The sequence below is a fragment of the Streptomyces sp. ADI96-02 genome (assembly GCF_003846185.1).
In the GTDB taxonomy this organism is placed as follows: Bacteria; Actinomycetota; Actinomycetes; order Streptomycetales; family Streptomycetaceae; genus Streptomyces.
Map to the genome: position 1 here is coordinate 6,306,789 of NZ_ML123034.1, position 18,036 is coordinate 6,324,824.

An 18,036-nucleotide genomic window follows, 5' to 3' on the forward strand; every position below is an offset into this window, starting at 1 on the left:
GGGATCAGCAGAGGTGGACGGCCAGATGGCCGAGCGGCAGGCCCAGTTGCCACGCCGGGGTCCAGACGCACACCTCGTCCTCGCCGGGCGGACCGGCCGGGTCCCCGGGGCCGGGGCCGATGGCGTCGAGGTCGGCGGCGAACAGTTCGGTCTCCTCCAGCCAGCGCCAGGCCGCCCGGGCCAGCGCCAGGTCCGCGTCGCCCGGCGCCGCACGACGCTCCGCCTCCCGAAGCCGCTCGCACACCCAGGCGCGCCAGGCGCTTCCGCAGGCGGTGAGCAGCCGCAGCTCCTCGATCCGGGCCCCGGACAGCGCCCGCAGCGCCGAGGCGTCGCGGGGGAGCGGGGAGAGGAACATCGTCAGCGCGAGCGCGTCGCGTCCGGCGCGGAACTCCAGCGTCGCCGGTGCCATCAACTCGCCGGTGCGCAGCAGCTCGTCGGCGACGTACTCGGTGGACAGCCAGTCCATCGGCACCGCCGGACCGCTGCCGCCGGGACCCTCCGCAGGTTCGGAGCACATCCCCTCTCGCCTCTTTCCTCGTTCGGTACCGGGCTTCACGGAGCATTGAACCGGGGGCGGACGCCCCGCGTGGGCAGAAGAGGAGGATCGCCTAGGAGATACGAGGGGTGTGATGAGCGCCGATCCGGGCGACGACCCGCATGTGCGCCACCTGCTCGGCGCGTACGTCCTGGACGCGCTCGACGCGGCGGAGACCCGCCGGGTCGCCCGCCATCTGCGGCTGTGCGACGGCTGCGCCGGGGTCTACGTGGAGGTGGCCGAGGCCGCCTCGCTGCTGGCGCTGCTGCGTGCGGAGGACTTACGGGAGTAGCCGGGGAGATTGCGCGAGAGCAGCCGCAGGGCGTAGTAGGAGCGGGACTTGACGGTGCCGGCGGGTATGCCGAGCACGGCGGCGGTCTCCCCGACGCTCAGTCCGCGGAAGTAGATCTGCACCAGCACCGCGCGGTGTTCGGGGCTGAGGGTGCGGACCGCCTGGCGGACGTCCAGGGCGCGCACCGCCGAGTCCGCGGTGTCCTGGACGGCCGGGGCGCTCTCCAGCAGCGTGTCGCCGACCTCGACGGGGCGGGCCTGGCGGGAGCGGCGGGCGTCGATGGCCAGACGCCGTCCGACCGTGAAGAGCCAGGGGCGCATCGAGTCGTAGGGCGCGTCGAAGGCTTCCGGATGCTGCCAGGCGCGCACCAGGGTCTCCTGCACCAGGTCCTCGGCCCGCTGCCGGTCTCCGAAGGTCAGACCGAGCAGGAAGTGGAAGAGCGCGGGGCCGTGCTCGCGCTGCAACTGGGCGATGGCCCGCTCGTCGGTCGTCGTGGTCGTCATGGCGTCCTTTCCCGCGGGGCCCGGCGGCCTCGCTGCCGCCTGGCGTATACGAACGCATTCGGCGGCGCAGGAACAGGCGGTGCACCGAGGCGTGCGACGAGCGGTCGCTCAGTGCGGCGAATGGTGCGGCGAACGGTCGGGAGGCCGGTGGGGTCGGATGATACGACCAGTTCAGCTAGGTATGCGGCAATGACTCTTGATTCGTGTGTATGACTATCCATTTATTCAGATAGTCGTATTCGTCTAGGTCTGGAGTCGAGCAGATGACGCAGCGCATCCGACCGGGCATCGCGGCCATCGCCGTCCTGCTCACCGCCGCCACCGCCTGCACGGCCACCCATCCACCCGGACCGAGGGCCGACCGCTCCCCGGCCGCCGCCCGGGGCTCGCAGGGCCGCGACGCCGAGCACCCCCGCCCCTTCACCCTCCTCGCCTCCGGAGACGTGCTCCCGCACTCCTCCGTGATCGAGCAGGCCGCTCAGGACGCGGGCGGCGCGGGCTACGACTTCACCCCGATGCTCGAAGGCGTCGCCCCCGCCGTCTCCCGCGCCGATCTGGCCTTCTGCCACATGGAGACGGTGTACGGCGCTCCGGGCGGCCCCTACACCGGCTACCCCACCTTCGTCTCCCCGCCCGAGATCGCCACCGCCCTGCGCGCCACCGGGTACGACTCCTGCTCCACCGCCTCCAACCACACCCTGGACGACGGCGCCGACGGAGTCCGGCGCACCCTCGACGCCCTCGACGCGGCCGGTGTCCGGCACGCCGGATCGGCCCGCTCCGCCGCGGAGGCCGCGCGGCCGACGATCATGCCCGCCGGACCGGGCAAGGGCGCGGCGAAGGTCGCCCACCTCGCGTACACCTACGGCACCAACGACATCCCGCTGCCCGAGGGGCAGCCCTGGACCGTGAACCTGACCGACGAGCGCACGATCGTCGAGGAGGCCCGGTCCGCCCGGCGGGCGGGCGCCGACGTCGTCGTGCTCTCCGTGCACTGGGGAACCGAATGGCAGGACGAGCCGGACGAGGAGCAGTTGGAACTCGCCCGGCGGCTCACCGCGTCCAGGACCGGATCACGCCCCGACGTCGACCTGATCATCGGCACCCACGCCCATGTGCCGCAGGCGTACGAGAAGGTCGGCGGGACCTGGGTCGTCTACGGCATGGGCGACCAGATCGCCGGTGCGATGGTCAACGACGAGGGAGAGCAGGAGCCGCGCGGCAACCAGGGCTCGATGGGCCGCTTCACCTTCGCGCCGCCGGCGGAACCGGGTGGGCGCTGGGAGGTGACGAAGGCGGAGTTCGTGCCGCAGTGGTACGACACCGGCACCGGGCGCGTCGTCAACCTCAACGCCTCCATCGACGCCGGCGCCGACCACCTCCAGGAGGTCCGCGACCGCATCCGCGCCGTGGTCCTCGGCCGGGGCGCCGACGCCGACGGGCTCGTCATGGGCCGGTGACCGCCTCGCAGCGCCGCCGCGTCACGGCACCGCGGTGACCGGCCGGCGCCCGGCCTTCACCAGGCGGACGGCGACCGAACCGACGAACCGGTGGCCGGCCGCCGCGCGCCTGGACGAGTCCGATCCGTCGATCCCCGCGACGATCACCTCGGGGCCGTCCGTGCCGCGTTCGAACCGGTGCTGCCGCTGCTCTGCCACGGCTCCGGGGCTGTCGGCTCGCCCGGAAGGCGGCACTGTGGGCGCCCGCACGGTGAACCTGCCGTGGTGATCGGGTACAAAACGGACATGGGTCGGTGTCGTGGCCCGAGGCGGACGCCGGGCCGTGCGAGCAGTTGGCCATGAAGAATAATCACACCGGACCCGACCGCCGTACCGCGCTGAGGATCGCCCTGGGCCTCGGTGCCGCCACCGCCGTGCACGTGGTCGTCGCCGATCCGGCCGCCACCCCCACCCGCCCCGTGGAGACCTCTCCCGCCGCCGGGGCCCCGCCGGCCAACCTACGGGGCAGACCATCGGCCTACCGGCTGGAACCCATGACCGCCAACACGCCGCCCCGGTACCGGCCGGCCCAACCTCCGGTGCGGACCCGTCCGTTCGAGGAACTGCCCGACCTCGGACACGCGATGGTGCTCACCTTCGACGACGGCCCCGACCCGCTCCACACCCCGGGCATCCTCGCCACGCTGCGCAAGCACCGGGTCCGCGCGATGTTCTTCGTCTGCGGCGAGATGGTCGAGGCCCACCCCGACCTGCTGCGCGCGATGGCGGACGACGGCCACGTCGTGGGCAACCACTCCTGGTCGCACCCGCTGATCCCCGGCCTCTCCCGCGCCGGGATCCGCGACGAACTGGGCCGGACCAGCGACGCCATCGAGTCGACGCTCGGCATGCCGCCGCTCTGGTACCGCGCCCCGTACGGCGCGTGGAACCGCAACTCGTTCGAGATCGGCGCCGAACTGGGCATGGAGCCGATGGCCTGGACCGTGGACACGCTCGACTGGACCACGCCGGGAACCGACACGATCGTGCGCCGGGTGCTGGAGGGCGCGGGGCCGGGCGTGGTGGTCCTCTCGCACGACTCGGGCGGCGACCGCAGGCAGAGCGTCGTGGCCCTCGGCCGCTACCTGCCGAGGCTGCTGGAGGACGGCTACCGCATCACGGTGCCCTGGGGCGTGACCTGAGAGCCGTCCCCCGACCTCGGCGGACCGGCCCCGGCGTCGTCCGCCGGGGCGCGCCGCCCGCCGGGCGTCTCGCCGGGCGGTCTCCGCCGGGCGTCTTTGGCGCGCGTCGGAGACCGCCCGTCAGCGGGTCTCGACCATCCGGGCGAAGACGACCACGTTCCCGTCGTAGCCGCCGGACTTCGTGTAGCCGCCGCCGCACGTGATCACGCGCAGTTCGGCGCTGCCCGTGTCCCCGTAGACGCGGACCCCGGGAAAGTCGTCCTTGGAGAAGACCTCCACGCCGTACACCTCGAAGATTGCGACGCGGCCGTCGTAGCGGGTGACCTCGACGAGGTGGCCCTTCTGGAGCGAGCCGAGGCCGAAGAACACGGCGGGCCCGGAGTTGTTGTCGACATGGCCGACCACCACGGCCGTGCCCAACTGGCCCGGGGCGATGCCGTTCTGGTACCAGCCCGCGAGGTTGGGGTCCTCCGGCGGGGGAGCCTCGATCAGTCCGTCCGGGTCCAGGTTCACGTCGATGACGGGAGCGTCCACGTCGATGGACGGGATGCTCACACGCGAGGCCGGGGCGTACGGGAGCGGCTGGACCCCGCCGTCGTCCACCGGCGAGCCCATGACCTCCGGCCCCAGGTCCAGCGAGGCGGCTGCCGCGGGCTGCGGCGGCCCCTCCGTGAACTCCGTGCCGTTGCGCATGAGGGCGAGGCCGGTGAGCAGCACCAGGGCGACCGCACCCCAGGGCACGCGTCTGGTCCGCTCGGCGCCGTAGTGGTCCCGGCCCATGGTTCTCCCTTCGTCGCGACGAGGTGAACGTTAGGCGCGGGTCGGCGGGTCGGCGATCAGGGAGAGGCGAACGGGTGGCGGGGCGGAGCGGACCGGTCCCGTCGCCGCACTTCGGAGTAATGGGCCGATAAAAATTCTGACGCTCTGTGACCTGGGACTCCGTCAGGCACGGCCGGCTTCGCGCGGCGTGTCGGGTCACCGGGGTGGAGCAGCGCCGAAGTGCGATCGTCCGACGAACTGGTGAGTGTTCGTCATGGGACGCGTCGCCGTCGATCCAACCCGGAGGACAGGACTCCGGGGCGCGCTTCCCGATGGAGGTTCACACGATGCGTGCTACACGCGCTCTCGCGGTCACCGTGACCGCTTTCGCGGCGGTCGGGCTCAGCGCGCCCATGGCCGCCGCCACGTTCGGCCCGAGAGACGTCAGGGTGGAGCCGGAACGGGTCCACCGTGGCGGCAACCTGCAGATCAGCGCTCGCGGCTGCGGCCATGGCGGCCGGATCACGTCCAACGCGTTCTCGGAGACCCGCCTGCCGCCGAGCGACCGTACGAGCTTCGCCGACGTCCGTATCCACGACCGGGTCACCCCGGGGCACTACAACCTCGCCGTCGAGTGCGACGGCCGGACGCAGACGGCCAGGTTCGAGGTGCTGCGCGGCCGTGGCGCCTCGGGCGGACTCGGCGGTTCCATGGGGCCCAGCTCCGTGGAGATGCAGGTCGGCGGCGGACTCGTCGCGGCGGCGGCGGTCGGCGGCGCGGTGTTCCTCGTGCGTCGCCGGCGGACGAGCCATGCGGCGTTCTGAGGCGTCGAACCTCCTGCCCGGCCCGATACGCCCGTCGCCCCGAGTCCTGGACCAGGACCCGGGGCGACTGCCGTGCGCCTCATCTGCGGCGGTCAGTGCCGGCGGCCGGCGCTGCGACGCCGTACGAAGTAGACGGTTCCGAAGGTCGCGGCGACCACCAGGGCGCCGCCGCTCGCGAGTTCGACGGTGTTCATGGTGCCGACGCTCCCGCCCAGACCGCCCTGGGCCGCGCCCGTCGGCGCGATGGCGGTGGAGCTGACGGTCGGCGCCGTCGCGGGCGCGCCGGTCGGGGTGCTCGTGGCCCCGCTGGTGATGGTCAGGGTGACGCTCCGGCTGGAGCCCGTGGAGCCGCAGGTGAACATCACCGCGTAGCTCGCCCCCCGGCGGGCCGACGTGTCGACGGTGGCGGTGGCCGTGGCGCTGCCGCTGGGGATGACGACCTGGTCGAAGACGGTCGAGGTGACGGTCGTCTCGCCCGCGCATCCGCCGCTGCCGAGGGTCACCCGGCCGCCCGGTGCGATGACCGAGGGGGCGACGGTCGGGTTGAACGTGCTGGCCGCCCCGTCCGGAGCGGCGTGGGCGGCCGACGGCGCCAGCAGGGCGAGGGCGCCGGCTCCGAACAGGGCCAGGGGGGCGACACGTATCGCGCGCATGGTGGATCCTCCGGTTCCCCGAGGGGCAGCTGCGGAATGAATTTCCACATAGCAGGAAAAATGCACCTCGATGCGCGACACGCTAGAAGCGGTGCGCGCGGCCCGCGATCGGGGTCCGGCGAATGGGTCAGTGAGGTCCCCCGGCCGGCTCAGCGGCCGGGGGAGCGGAGGATCAGCGGGTGGCCCGCGGGAACAGGTCGAGGAAGGGCGCGGCGGTGGCCGAGATGCCTCGGCCGAAGGGCGCGTCGAAGTCCCAGATCAGGAAGAGCAGGAACGCGATCAGCGCGCTGAAGAGTCCCGCCAGCAGCAGTTCCCGGAAGGTTCTGCGGATCTGGAGGGTGAAGATCAGCCCGACCGTCACCAGCGCCCCGATGATCAGACCGAACCAGACCACCCCGGGCATCGTCGCCCCCGCGCTCTGTCCCCGTGAACTGCGTGCGTCGTCGGCGGCTGCCACCTGGTCGACCAGCGGCTGGTAGGCCTGCCCCTCGTGGTCGGTCCTCGGCCGGTAGTCGGTCACGTCGGCCCGTACCCGCTCCAGCAGCCGCGTGCCGCGCTCGGTGAGCCCGCCGTTCTCCGACATGGCCCGCCACTCGTCGTGGACGACATGGCTGACGTAGGCGTCCACATCGGCGCGGATGCGGTCGCGGACCTCGGCGGGATAGACGGACGAGCGGGCCCGCACCTCGTGGAGCGCCTGGGCCTCCAGCCGTACGGACTCCTGTGCGGCGCTGCGGCCCTCCCAGACCCCGGCGATGGCCAGGCCCAGCACAATCGCGTACACCACGCCGATCATCATCGTCATGTACTCGATGACGTCGGGCGTCTCGGACGGGTCGTCGTCGTCGGCGACGCGCCGGTTCTTCACGACGGCGATGGTGAGCACGACCGCGCAGGCCGACGCCATGGCAATGCTCAGGACGAGCCATTCGGACATGGTTCTCTCCTCGGTCAGCGGGACGATCGGGGCCGCAGCACGGCGACGGCGAAGACCGCGGGGGCGGTGATCAGCAGGGTCAGGGAGACCAGTGACGGTCCGCTCCGCGGTTGCTTGCGCGCCGGTTTGCGGTACGTCGGCAGCGCGACGGGCCGGGGCTCCGGCGGCTTCGGCCGCACCGAGGCCGTCGGTGACAGCTTCGGCGCGGGCTTCGACGCGGGTTTCGGCGGCGGTGGAGGCTCCGGCGCGGGCCGCGCCGGAGGAGGCGACGGCGACGGCGACGGCGGTGGCGGTGGAGGCTCGGGTGCCGGCGCCGGCTCGACGGGCGGCGGAGGAGGCGGTGGTGGAGGCGGTGGTGGTTTCGGCGGTGGCGGCGGTTCCGGTGCGGAGACCGCCGCGCAGTTCCCGTCGCCCGCCGTGGAGACCGAGTAACTGCCGTCGCTCTGCCCGATGATGGCCACCGCGCAGCTGTCGGCGGAGGCGGGCAGCGGTACGGCTATCAGCCAGATGAGTGCGGCGGCTGTCGTGAGCCGCCCGATGTGTGATCCGTACACGCCCCGGAGCATGATCGCCGCAGTCGGCCGGCGCACGGTACTCGCGAATGATTCGCCTGATGGTGGGACTATGCGCCGTTCGTGTTTACGGATCGCCGCCGCCCGGTCGGTCCTTCCTCGGCCCCAAGTCGCCCCGGGCAGAGAGGAAAAGAGGGAGTGGAGCGCCGGTCCGTCGCGGCACGGGCACGCGCAGCGACGGGATCTTCCACGGGACCGCCTGAGTGTGACCAATAACGGATCGCTAATTTCCGTTTCCACTCGCTCTCTTGGCGGCCGGTCAGTAGCCTCTGGTCAACACTGACCATGAACATGGCCGGATCGCCGTGGCGACTTGTTGGAGACATCGATGGAGCGTCCCGCCTGGGCACCGCAAGGCACTGACATTTCGGTGCCGAGCGTGTCCCGCATGTACGACTTCTATCTGGGCGGATCGCACAATTTCGAGGTGGACCGGGAAGCCGCGCGCAAGGCCATGGAGTTCCTGCCGGGCCTTCCCAAGATCATGCAGGCCAACCGGGCCTTTATGCGCCGCGCCGTACGCCACGCCGTCGGCACCGGAATCAGCCAGTTTCTCGACATCGGTTCCGGCATACCGACCTTCGGCAACGTCCACGAAGTCGCCCAGGCAGCCGACCCGGAGGCCCGCGTGGCGTACGTCGACCACGATCCGGTCGCCGTCGCGCACAGCCGCGCCGTCCTGGAGGGCGACGACCGCACCGTCATCGCCGCCGCCGACCTGCGCCGCCCCGAGGAGATCCTGGAGAGCCCGGACATCACGGCCCTGTTGGACTTCGACCGGCCGGTGGCCGTGCTGCTCGTCGCCGTGCTGCACTTCATCGAGGACGCCGACGACCCGCGCGGCGCGGTCGCCCGACTGCGTGACGCCCTGGCCCCCGGCAGCCTGGTCATCCTGACCCACGCCTCGTACGAGGGCATTCCGACCTCGCAGGAGAGGGCGGGCGGCGCCGTCGGCGTCTACCGGGCCATCCGCAACCCGCTGGTCATGCGCTCCCGCGAGGAGATCGGCGCGTTCTTCGACGGCTTCGACATGGTCGAGCCCGGTCTGGTGTCGATGCCCGACTGGCGGCCCGACAACCCGCTCGCGCCGGAGCAGGAAGACCCGTACGCCTTCTCGGGCTTCGCAGGGGTCGGGCGTAAGGCGTGAGTATTCCCGCCCAGGCGTCCGGTGAGCGGGACGCGGAACCGGACGGCCCGGAAGGCCGGCTCCGGCGATTCGCCACGATCTGGAGCCGGGCCATCTTCCCCCTCACGGCCACCTCGCTGACCCGCCCGGAGTTCGAACAGCATCTGCTGCCCCTGGCACGGGAGTTGAACGGCATTCTGCACGCCCACCCGTTCGACGCCTCGCCCGCCCAGAGCGTCGGCCAGGCACTCGTCGCCGCGCACTGCACCGACCCGGACGCCCTCAGCTCCACGCTCGGCGTCGTCGACTCCTACCTCGTCCTGTACTGCGGCGGCAACGGGCCCGGCGAACTGTCCACCGAGGACGGCCGGGCCCGCTGCGCGCGCATCCAGCACACACTCGCCGCCGGCTTCTCCCAGGCCCTGCGTGAGCGCACGCTCAGCGAGCAGGAGGCCATCGCCCGCTCGGCGCTCACCGCCCGTTCGCAGGCCGAGGAGGCCCTGCACGCCACGGAGGCCCGCTTCCGCGCGGTCTTCGCGGACGCGGCGATCGGCATCGGCATCGCCGACCTCGACGGCAACGTCCTGGAGATCAACGACACCCTCACCCGGATGTTCGGCGGACTGGAGCACCACGTCCGCAGCCACAAGCTCAACGAGTGGGTCCACCCCGAGGACTCGCCGCAGGTGTGGAAGTACTACAACGAACTGGTACGGGGCGAACGCGACCACTACCGGGTCGAGAAGGCGTACTACCGCAACGACGGCACCGTCCTGTGGACCAACCTCACCGTCTCCCTGCTGCGCGACGCCGAGGGCAACCCGCAGTACCAGCTGGCCCTGATGGAGGACACCACCGAGCGCCGCCTGCTCAACCTCCGGCTGCGCTACGAGGCCACCCACGACGCGCTCACCGGACTGCCCAACCGGACCCTGTTCTTCGAGCGCCTGGAGAAGGCGCTCGGCGTCAGGGGCGGCGGCCGGTTCGGGCTCTGCTACCTCGACCTCGACGGCTTCAAGGCCGTCAACGACAGCCTCGGCCACGCCGCCGGGGACCGGCTCCTGGTCGAGGTCGCCGACCGGCTGCAGAGCTGCGCCACCGCCCCCGGCGAGATGGTGGCCCGGCTCGGCGGGGACGAGTTCGTGGCGCTGACCACCGGGCCCGACACCACCGACGCGGTCGACGAACTCGCCTGCCGCATCCTCAACGTGCTCTCCACGCCCGTCCGGCTCGACGGCCGCGAGCTCACCGTCCGCGGCTCGATCGGCGTCGTCGAGGGGGCCGCCGGCGAGCGCAGCGCCGCCGAGGTGCTGCGCAGCGCCGACATCACCATGTACCGGGCCAAGGCGGCGGGCGGCAACCGCTTCGAACTCGCCGACGCCGAGGCGGACGCCCGCGCCATCACCCGGCACGGGCTGACCACGGCCCTGCCCACGGCGCTGGACCGGGGCGAGTTCTTCATCGAGTACCAGCCGCTCGTGCACCTCGGCGACGGGTCCGTGCACGGTGCGGAGGCGCTGGTGCGCTGGTGCCACCCGCAGCACGGAGTGCTCGGCCCCGACCGGTTCATCCCGCTCGCCGAACACACCGGGCTGATCGTTCCGCTCGGCCGCTGGGTGCTTGAGGAATCGGTTCGGCAGGCCAACTTCTGGCAGGAACGCCACAGTGACGGCGGCCCGTTGAGGATCAACGTCAACCTCTCGCCGACCCAGCTCCACCATCCCCGGCTGGTCGCCGAGACGGTCGATGTGCTGGAACGTTCCGGCCTCGAACCGGGCGCGCTCTGCCTGGAGGTCACCGAGTCCGCTCTGATCGGCGCCGACGACGACCTCCTCAAGCCGCTGCGGCAGCTCGCCGAGATGGGCGTCGACATCGCGCTCGACGACTTCGGCACGGGCTACTCGAACCTGGCGAACCTGCGCCGGCTGCCGGTCAGCGTGCTCAAGCTGGACCGCTCCTTCACCCGGGGCATGCAGCGGCACCCGGCCGACCCGGTCGACCTGAAGATCGTCGAGGGGATCGTGTCCCTGGCCCACAGCCTGGAGCTGGCCGTGACCGTCGAGGGCGTGGAGACCGGGGCCCAGGCGGAGCAACTGCGCAGGCTCGGCTGCGACACCGCGCAGGGCTGGTACTACGCACGCCCCGGCGCCCCCGACCGCATCCACTCCCTGCTGATGGCCGACGCGGTCTGAACGCTACCGGCCGCCGGCCCGCGGCGGCCCCCCGTCCGGGCCGCTCTCCAGCAGCATCCGCTGGAGCTCGCGGGCGGCCCGGGGCGGGGCCACGTCGCTGCGGTGCGCGAGGGCGATCGTGCGCCGCAGCCCCGACCCGGCCAGCGGCGTCCGGCGCAGGTCCTGGCCCGCCCGGTTCGCGGCCATGCTCGGCACCACCGCGATCCCGAGCCCCGCCCGTACGAAGCCGAGGACCGCGTCCATCTCGCCGCCCTCCACCGTGAACGAGGGCTCGAAACCCTCGGCCCGGCAGGCGGCCAGGGTCAGCTCGCGGAGGTTGTAGCCGTGCCGGAACATCACCATCGGCGCTCCGCGCAGATCCGCGATCCGCACCCGGCCGCCCCGCCCCGGCGCGGGCCCCGCCGGAGAGGAGACCACCACCAGGTCCTCGCGCAGAAGCTCCACGGTGGTCAGCGCCGGAGAGGCGGCGGGCAGCGGGAGCACCACCAGGGCCAGGTCGAGCGCCCCGCGGGCCAGCTGGCGCACCAGGTCGTGGGAGCCGCCCTCCTCCAGCAGCAGCCGGATCTGCGGATGCCGGTCGTGGAAGGCGCGCAGCACGTCGGGCAGCAGGCCCGTGCACAGGCTCGGCGTCGCCCCGAGCCTGACCCGCCCGCGCCGCAGCCGCACCAGCTCCTGCACCTCGTGCCGGGCGGTGTCCGCGTCGGCGAGGATCCGCCGGGCCAGCGGCAGCAGCGCCTCGCCCGCGTCGGTCAGCGCGATGTTGCCCCGCGCCCGGCTGAACAGCTCCGCGCCCAGCTCCGCCTCCAGCGCCCGGATCTGCTGGGAGAGCGAGGGCTGCGAGACGTGGACGGCCTCGGCGGCCCGGGTGAAGTGCCGGGCCTCGGCCACCGCGACGAAGTAGGCGAGCTGCTGGAAGTGCATGGCACGACGATAGCCTCGCTCCATAGGCAGAGCCTATGGAGATGAGCCGGACCATGTCTTGGACCGATCGCCTCCCGAGCCCTACCGTCTTGTCCATGGCACTGGCAACGCGTACGGACCGACGGCCGTCGATGACGCGTACGCTCTGGGACTCGACCGTCGGCAAGAAGGCGATCATGGCCGTGACCGGCCTGATCATGCTCGGCTACCTCGTCGCCCACATGGCGGGCAACCTGAAGATCTTCTTCGGACCCGGCGAGTTCGACGGTTACGCGCACTGGCTGCGCACCATGGGCGCTCCCGTCCTGCACGAGGAGTGGGCGCTGTGGATCGTCCGCGTGGCGCTCGTCGCCGCCGTCGTGCTGCACGGCGTCTCGGCATACCAGCTCAGCCGCCGCGACATCAGGGCTCGCCCGGCCGGCTACGTGCACCGCAGGGCCCGCGCCAGTTACGCCACCCGGACCATGCGCTGGGGCGGCGTCATCCTCGCGCTCTTCCTCGTCTGGCACATCCTCGACCTGACCACCGGCACCGTGCACACCGGATTCCGGCCCGGACACCCTTACCAGAACGTCGTCGACACCTTCTCGACCTGGTACGGCAACGTCATCTACATCACCGCCGTGCTCGCCTTGGGCCTGCACGTCCGGCACGGCTTCTGGAGCGCGGCGCAGACCCTCGGAGTCGGCAACGCGACCCGCGAGCGCGTCCTGAAGACGCTCGCCGGCCTCCTCGCCCTCGTCCTGACGGCCGGTTTCGTCTCCGTGCCCGTCGCCGTCATGACCGGATTGGTGCGCTGACATGAGCAACTACACCCAGTACCCGACAGGTGTCCCGCTCGTCGACGGCAAGGCCCCCGGGGGCCCGGTGGCCGAACGCTGGGACACCCGCCGCTTCGAGGCCGGACTCGTCAACCCGGCCAACCGCCGCAAGCACACCGTGATCGTCGTCGGCACCGGCCTCGCGGGCGGCTCGGCCGGCGCCACGCTCGCCGAACAGGGTTACCGCGTCGTCCAGTTCTGCTTCCAGGACTCACCGCGCCGGGCCCACTCGGTCGCCGCGCAGGGCGGGATCAACGCCGCGAAGAACTACCGCAACGACGGCGACTCCGTCCACCGGCTGTTCTACGACACCGTCAAGGGCGGCGACTTCCGCGCCCGGGAGTCCAACGTCCACCGGCTCGCCCAGATCTCCGTCGAGATCATCGACCAGTGCGTCGCCCAGGGCGTCCCCTTCGCCCGGGAGTACGGCGGCCTCCTCGACAACCGCTCGTTCGGCGGCGTCCAGGTCTCGCGCACCTTCTACGCGCGCGGCCAGACCGGACAGCAGCTCCTCCTCGGCGCGTACCAGGCGCTGTCCCGGCAGATCGCCGCGGGCAACGTCGAACTCCACGCCCGCACCGAGATGCTGGACCTGATCGTGGTGGACGGCAGGGCGCGCGGCATCGTCGCCCGCGACCTCGTCACCGGGAGGATCGAGACGTACCTCGCCGACGCGGTCGTCCTGGCGACCGGCGGGTACGGCAACGTCTTCTACCTGTCGACGAACGCCATGAACTCCAACGCCACCGCCGTCTGGCGGGCGCACCGGCGCGGCGCGTACTTCGCCAACCCCTGCTTCACCCAGATCCACCCCACCTGCATCCCGCGCACCGGCGAGCACCAGTCCAAGCTCACCCTGATGAGCGAGTCGCTGCGCAACGACGGCCGCATCTGGGTCCCGAAGGCCAAGGGCGACGACCGCCCCGCCGACCGGATCCCCGAGGACGAGCGCGACTACTACCTGGAGCGCGTCTACCCGGCCTTCGGCAACCTGGTGCCCCGCGACATCGCCTCCCGCGCCGCCAAGAACGTCTGCGACGAAGGACGCGGCGTCGGACCCGGCGGCCAGGGCGTCTACCTGGACTTCGCCGAGGCCGTCGGGCGGATGGGCCGCAAGGCCGTCGAGGCGAAGTACGGCAACCTCTTCGACATGTACCAGCGGATCACCGACGAGGATCCCTACACCGTCCCGATGCGGATCTACCCGGCCGTGCACTACACGATGGGCGGGCTCTGGGTCGACTACGACCTCCAGACCACCGTGCCCGGCCTCTTCGCGATCGGCGAGGCCAACTTCTCCGACCACGGGGCCAACCGGCTCGGCGCCTCCGCTCTGATGCAGGGCCTCGCCGACGGCTACTTCGTCCTGCCCGCCACGGTCAACGACTACCTCGCCCGCACCCCGCGCACCGAGGACGTCGACGCCGGACACCCCGCCGTCGCCGAGGCCGTCGCGGAGACCGAGGACCGCCTCAACCTGCTGCTGTCCATCGACGGCGACCGCACCCCCGACTCCTTCCACCGCGAGATCGGTGAACTCATGTGGGAGTACTGCGGGATGGCCCGCACGGAGGAAGGCCTGCGCACGGCGCTGGCCCGGATCCCGAAGATCCGCGAGGAGTTCTGGCGGCGCGTCAAGGTGCCGGGCACCGGAGAGCAGTTCAACCAGTCGCTGGAGAAGGCCAACCGCGTCGTCGACTACCTGGAGCTCGCCGAGCTGATGTGCCTGGACGCCCTGCACCGCGCCGAATCGTGCGGGGGCCACTTCCGCGAGGAGTCCCAGACCCCCGACGGCGAGGCCCGGCGGCGCGACGACGACTTCTCCTACGCCGCCGCCTGGGAGTTCACCGCCACCGGCGACGCCCCCGTCCTGCACAAGGAAGACCTCGTCTTCGAGTACGTCCACCCCACCCAGCGGAGCTACGCATGAAGCTCACCCTGCGCGTCTGGCGCCAGCGCGACGCCGAGTCGCCCGGCGCGATGGCCACCTACGAAGTCGACGGCATCTCCGCCGACATGTCGTTCCTGGAAATGCTCGACACCCTCAACGAGGAACTCATCCTCGCCGGCGACGAACCCGTCGCCTTCGACCACGACTGCCGCGAGGGCATCTGCGGCGCGTGCAGCCTCGTCATCAACGGCGACGCCCACGGCCCCGAACGCACCACCACCTGCCAGCTCCACATGCGATCCTTCGCCGACGGCGACACGATCGACATCGAGCCCTGGCGGGCAGCCGCCTTCCCGGTCGTCAAGGACCTGGTCGTGGACCGGTCCTCCTTCGACCGGATCATCCAGTCCGGCGGTTACATCTCCGCGGCCACCGGCACCGCCCCCGACGCCCACGCCACCCCGGTGCCGAAGCCGGACGCCGACTCCGCCTTCGAGCACGCCGAGTGCATCGGCTGCGGAGCCTGCGTCGCGGCCTGCCCCAACGGCTCGGCGATGCTCTTCACCTCGGCGAAGGTCAACCACCTCAACGTGCTGCCGCAGGGCGCCCCCGAACGCGAGACGCGGGTGCTCGACATGGTGGCGCGGATGGACGAGGAGGGCTTCGGCGGCTGCACCCTGACCGGCGAGTGCGCCACCGCCTGCCCCAAGGGCATTCCGCTGCCCTCGATCGCGGCCATGAACAAGGAGTGGCTGCGGGCCGTCCGCAAGGTCCGCCGCTGATCCGGGGCCACGACCGGGCGCCGGGCCCGGGGCCACGACCGGGCGCCGGGCCCCGGGGCCGACCGCCCCGGGGCCCGGCCGTCCTCGCTCAGCCCCGCCGCAGCGCCTTCGCCAGATACGGGGCCGTACGGCTGCCCGCCGCGGCGGCGACCTCCGCCGCAGAGCCCGCCGCCACGATCCGGCCGCCCTCCGCACCTCCGCCCGGACCCAGGTCGAGGACGTGGTCCGCGCCCGCCACGACGGCCATGTCGTGCTCCACGACCACCACGGTGTTCCCCGCGTCGACCAGCCCGTGCAACTGCCGCATCAGCACCTCCACATCGGCCGGATGCAGCCCCGTCGTCGGCTCGTCCAGCAGGTAGACGGTGTGCCCGCGGCGGGTGCGCTGGAGCTCGGCCGCCAGCTTGATGCGCTGCGCCTCGCCGCCGGACAGCTCCGTGGCGGGCTGACCCAGCCGCAGGTAGCCGAGGCCCACCTCCAGCAGGGTGCGCAGGGCGCGGGCGGCGGCGGGCGTGCCGGCGAAGAAGTCCGCCGCCGACTCCACCGTCAGGTCCAGCACCTGGGCGACGGTGAGCCCGCGCAGCGCGACCTCCAGCGTCGGCGGGTTGTAGCGCGCGCCGCGGCAGTCGGGACAGGGCGCGTACGTGCTGGGCAGGAACAGCAGCTCCACCGAGACGAACCCCTCGCCCTGGCACGTCTCGCACCGGCCGCCCGCCACGTTGAACGAGAACCGCCCGGCGGTGTAGCCCCGCTCGCGCGCGGTGTCCGTCTGCGCGAACAGCTTCCGTACGACGTCGAACAGCCCGGTGTACGTGGCCAGGTTGGAGCGGGGCGTCCGGCCGATCGGCTTCTGGTCGACCTGCACGAGCCGGTCCACCGCGTCGAGCCCGGTGGCCGAGGCGCAGAACCGGTCGCCCGCCGCGCCGTCCCCGTCGGTTCGCCGGTCCGCCAGGACGCCCGCGAGCACCTGTCCGACCAGGGTCGACTTCCCCGACCCCGAGACCCCGGTCACCGCCGTGAACACGCCGAGCGGGAAGGCCGCGTCGACGCCGCGCACGTTGTGCCGCTCCACACCGGCCAGCCGCAGCCACCCCGTCGGCGTGCGCGGCTCGCGCGGGGGCTGCGGATCCTCGGCGAACAGGAACCGGCGCGTCGCGGACTCCGTCACCTTCGCCAGTCCCGCGGGCGGCCCGCTGTGCAGCACCCGCCCGCCGTGCTCGCCGGCCAGCGGGCCCACGTCCACCAGCCAGTCCGCCCGCCGCACCACGTCCATCTCGTGCTCCACCACGAAGACCGAGTTCCCGGCCTCCTTCAGCCTCCCGAGCACGGAGAGCAGGGACTCGGTGTCCGCCGGATGCAGCCCGGCGGACGGCTCGTCCAGCACGTAGACGACGCCGAAGAGCCCCGACCGCAGCTGGGTGGCGAGCCGCAGCCGCTGCAACTCCCCGGCGGAGAGCGTCGGAGCCGTCCGGTCCAGGCTCAGATAGCCGAGCCCCAGTTCCGTCACCGTGGCGATGCGGGCCAGCAGATCGCCCGTCAGCACCTGGGCCGTCCGCGCACCGCCGGCCGCGCTCCCACCGGCCGCACCCGGATCGTCGGCCGCACCCTGATCGTCGGACGCACCCCGATCGTCCGGGCTCCCGCCGCTCACCGCCCCGGCCAGCACCTCGGCCAGCGCGGACAGCGGCAACCCGGCCAGCTCCGCGATGCTCCGCCCGGCGAAGGTGACGGCCATCGCCTCCGGCCGCAACCGGCTGCCGCCGCAGACCGGGCACGGCTCGCCGCGGAGGAAGCGCTCGGCCTTGGCCCGCAGGGTGCGGCTCCTGCTGTCGGCGAAGGTGTGCATCACGTAGCGCCGCGCACTCATGTACGTACCTTGGTACGGGCGTTGGATCCGGCCCGCGTCCCGCACCGGATGCACCGTCACCACCGGCTGCTCGTCGGTGAACAGGATCCACTCCCGGTCCTTCGGGTCCAGCTCGCGCCATGGCCGGTCGACGTCGTGGCCCAGCGCGTCCAGCACGTCGCGCAGGTTCTTGCCCTGCCACGCGCCGGGCCACGCCGCGATCGCCCCCTCGCGGATCGACAGTGACGGGTCCGGGACGAGCAGTGCCTCGTCCGTCCGGTGGATCCGCCCCAGGCCGTGGCACTCGGGGCAGGCTCCGGCCGCCGTGTTCGGCGAGAACGCGTCGGAGTCCAGCCGCTCCGCGCCCGCCGGATACCGGCCCGCCCGGGAGAACAGCATCCGCAGCGAGTTGGAGAGGGTGGTCACCGTGCCCACCGACGACCGCTCGCCCGGCGCCGACCGCCGCTGCTCCAGCGACACCGCGGGCGGCAGCCCGGTGATCTCCCCGACGGCCGGCGCCCCGACCTGGTGGATGAGCCGGCGCGCGTACGGGGCGACCGACTCGAAGTAGCGCCGCTGCGCCTCGGCGTAGATCGTGCCGAACGCCAGCGAGGACTTCCCCGAGCCGGAGACGCCGGTGAAGACGGTGAGGGTGTCGCGCGGAATGTCGACGTGCACGTCCCGGAGGTTGTGCTCACGCGCGCCGCGCACCCGGACGTACGGATCGTGGGGGGAGTGCAT

General features: G+C 72.4%; 18 protein-coding genes. 10 read left to right on the forward strand and 8 right to left on the reverse strand.

Annotation, left to right across the window (positions count from 1 at the left end):
• Nucleotides 1-4 precede the first annotated feature (4 nt).
• Nucleotides 5-517, reverse strand: coding sequence for a hypothetical protein (locus EES43_RS27585; RefSeq protein ID WP_124271268.1), 513 nt, complete (start codon nt 515-517; stop codon nt 5-7).
• 112 nt (nt 518-629) lie between these two features.
• Between EES43_RS27585 and EES43_RS27590 the strand changes: the two genes are divergently transcribed.
• Nucleotides 630-827 (forward strand): zf-HC2 domain-containing protein, encoded by a 198-nt coding sequence (locus EES43_RS27590; protein ID WP_124271269.1) that lies wholly within the window; start codon nt 630-632, stop codon nt 825-827.
• Here EES43_RS27590 and EES43_RS27595 read toward each other — a convergent pair.
• The gene (locus EES43_RS27595) at nt 761-1,330 is read right to left on the reverse strand and encodes a sigma-70 family RNA polymerase sigma factor (RefSeq protein WP_124271270.1); all 570 of its coding nucleotides are present in this window, start codon (nt 1,328-1,330) and stop codon (nt 761-763) included. The genes EES43_RS27590 and EES43_RS27595 overlap by 67 nt on opposite strands.
• A gap of 263 nt (nt 1,331-1,593) precedes the next feature.
• Here EES43_RS27595 and EES43_RS27600 point away from each other — a divergent pair, with 263 nt between their 5' ends.
• On the forward strand, nt 1,594-2,790 hold the full coding sequence (locus EES43_RS27600) for a CapA family protein (RefSeq protein WP_124271271.1): 1,197 nt from the start codon (nt 1,594-1,596) through the stop codon (nt 2,788-2,790).
• A gap of 21 nt (nt 2,791-2,811) precedes the next feature.
• Here the strand turns inward: EES43_RS27600 and EES43_RS30875 are convergent, their stop codons facing one another.
• A complete protein-coding gene (locus tag EES43_RS30875) occupies nt 2,812-2,988 on the reverse strand; it encodes a hypothetical protein (RefSeq protein WP_164493293.1) in 177 nt (58 codons plus the stop codon).
• 140 nt (nt 2,989-3,128) lie between these two features.
• On the opposite strand from EES43_RS30875, the gene EES43_RS27605 reads away from it, so the two are divergent.
• The gene (locus EES43_RS27605; RefSeq protein WP_124271272.1) at nt 3,129-3,971 is read left to right on the forward strand and encodes a polysaccharide deacetylase family protein; all 843 of its coding nucleotides are present in this window, start codon (nt 3,129-3,131) and stop codon (nt 3,969-3,971) included.
• Between the two features lie 120 nt (nt 3,972-4,091).
• On the opposite strand, the gene EES43_RS27610 is transcribed toward EES43_RS27605, so the two are convergent.
• Nucleotides 4,092-4,751 carry a class F sortase gene (locus EES43_RS27610; protein ID WP_124271273.1) on the reverse strand — a complete coding sequence of 220 codons (660 nt, stop codon included), beginning with the start codon at nt 4,749-4,751 and terminating at the stop codon, nt 4,092-4,094.
• 326 nt (nt 4,752-5,077) lie between these two features.
• Here EES43_RS27610 and EES43_RS27615 point away from each other — a divergent pair, with 326 nt between their 5' ends.
• A complete protein-coding gene (locus tag EES43_RS27615; protein WP_124271274.1) occupies nt 5,078-5,554 on the forward strand; it encodes a hypothetical protein in 477 nt (158 codons plus the stop codon).
• A gap of 92 nt (nt 5,555-5,646) precedes the next feature.
• Here the strand turns inward: EES43_RS27615 and EES43_RS27620 are convergent, their stop codons facing one another.
• Together EES43_RS27620 and EES43_RS27625 are read right to left on the reverse strand one after the other, a co-directional pair.
• Nucleotides 5,647-6,207, reverse strand: coding sequence for a hypothetical protein (locus EES43_RS27620; protein ID WP_124271275.1), 561 nt, complete (start codon nt 6,205-6,207; stop codon nt 5,647-5,649).
• Nucleotides 6,208-6,379: 172 nt separating this feature from the next.
• Nucleotides 6,380-7,144 (reverse strand): bestrophin-like domain, encoded by a 765-nt coding sequence (locus EES43_RS27625; RefSeq protein WP_124271276.1) that lies wholly within the window; start codon nt 7,142-7,144, stop codon nt 6,380-6,382.
• Between the two features lie 114 nt (nt 7,145-7,258).
• Between EES43_RS27625 and EES43_RS31065 the strand changes: the two genes are divergently transcribed.
• The 3 genes from EES43_RS31065 (at nt 7,259) to EES43_RS27640 (ending at nt 11,034) form a co-directional block, all read left to right on the forward strand.
• On the forward strand, nt 7,259-7,576 hold the full coding sequence (locus EES43_RS31065) for a hypothetical protein (RefSeq protein ID WP_206430137.1): 318 nt from the start codon (nt 7,259-7,261) through the stop codon (nt 7,574-7,576).
• A 468-nt stretch (nt 7,577-8,044) separates the two neighbouring features.
• Entirely contained in the window at nt 8,045-8,863 is an 819-nt protein-coding gene (locus tag EES43_RS27635; protein ID WP_124271278.1) for an SAM-dependent methyltransferase, read from the forward strand.
• Nucleotides 8,860-11,034, forward strand: coding sequence for a putative bifunctional diguanylate cyclase/phosphodiesterase (locus EES43_RS27640; protein WP_124271279.1), 2,175 nt, complete (start codon nt 8,860-8,862; stop codon nt 11,032-11,034). Before EES43_RS27635 ends, EES43_RS27640 begins: the two co-directional genes overlap by 4 nt.
• A 3-nt stretch (nt 11,035-11,037) precedes the next feature.
• Here the strand turns inward: EES43_RS27640 and EES43_RS27645 are convergent, their stop codons facing one another.
• On the reverse strand, nt 11,038-11,955 hold the full coding sequence (locus tag EES43_RS27645) for a LysR family transcriptional regulator (RefSeq protein WP_124271280.1): 918 nt from the start codon (nt 11,953-11,955) through the stop codon (nt 11,038-11,040).
• 131 nt (nt 11,956-12,086) lie between these two features.
• On the opposite strand from EES43_RS27645, the gene EES43_RS27650 reads away from it, so the two are divergent.
• From EES43_RS27650 to EES43_RS27660, 3 genes are read left to right on the forward strand one after another with little or no spacing between them, the layout of a single operon-like run.
• Complete coding sequence (locus EES43_RS27650; protein WP_124272182.1) at nt 12,087-12,755, forward strand: succinate dehydrogenase; 669 nt, start codon at nt 12,087-12,089, stop codon at nt 12,753-12,755.
• 1 nt (nt 12,756) lies between these two features.
• Entirely contained in the window at nt 12,757-14,706 is a 1,950-nt protein-coding gene (locus tag EES43_RS27655) for a fumarate reductase/succinate dehydrogenase flavoprotein subunit (RefSeq protein WP_124271281.1), read from the forward strand.
• Entirely contained in the window at nt 14,703-15,449 is a 747-nt protein-coding gene (locus tag EES43_RS27660; protein ID WP_124271282.1) for a succinate dehydrogenase/fumarate reductase iron-sulfur subunit, read from the forward strand. Before EES43_RS27655 ends, EES43_RS27660 begins: the two co-directional genes overlap by 4 nt.
• Before the next feature lie 88 nt (nt 15,450-15,537).
• Here the strand turns inward: EES43_RS27660 and EES43_RS27665 are convergent, their stop codons facing one another.
• Nucleotides 15,538-18,036: an excinuclease ABC subunit UvrA gene (locus tag EES43_RS27665; protein WP_124271283.1), complete on the reverse strand. Its 2,499-nt coding sequence runs from the start codon at nt 18,034-18,036 to the stop codon at nt 15,538-15,540.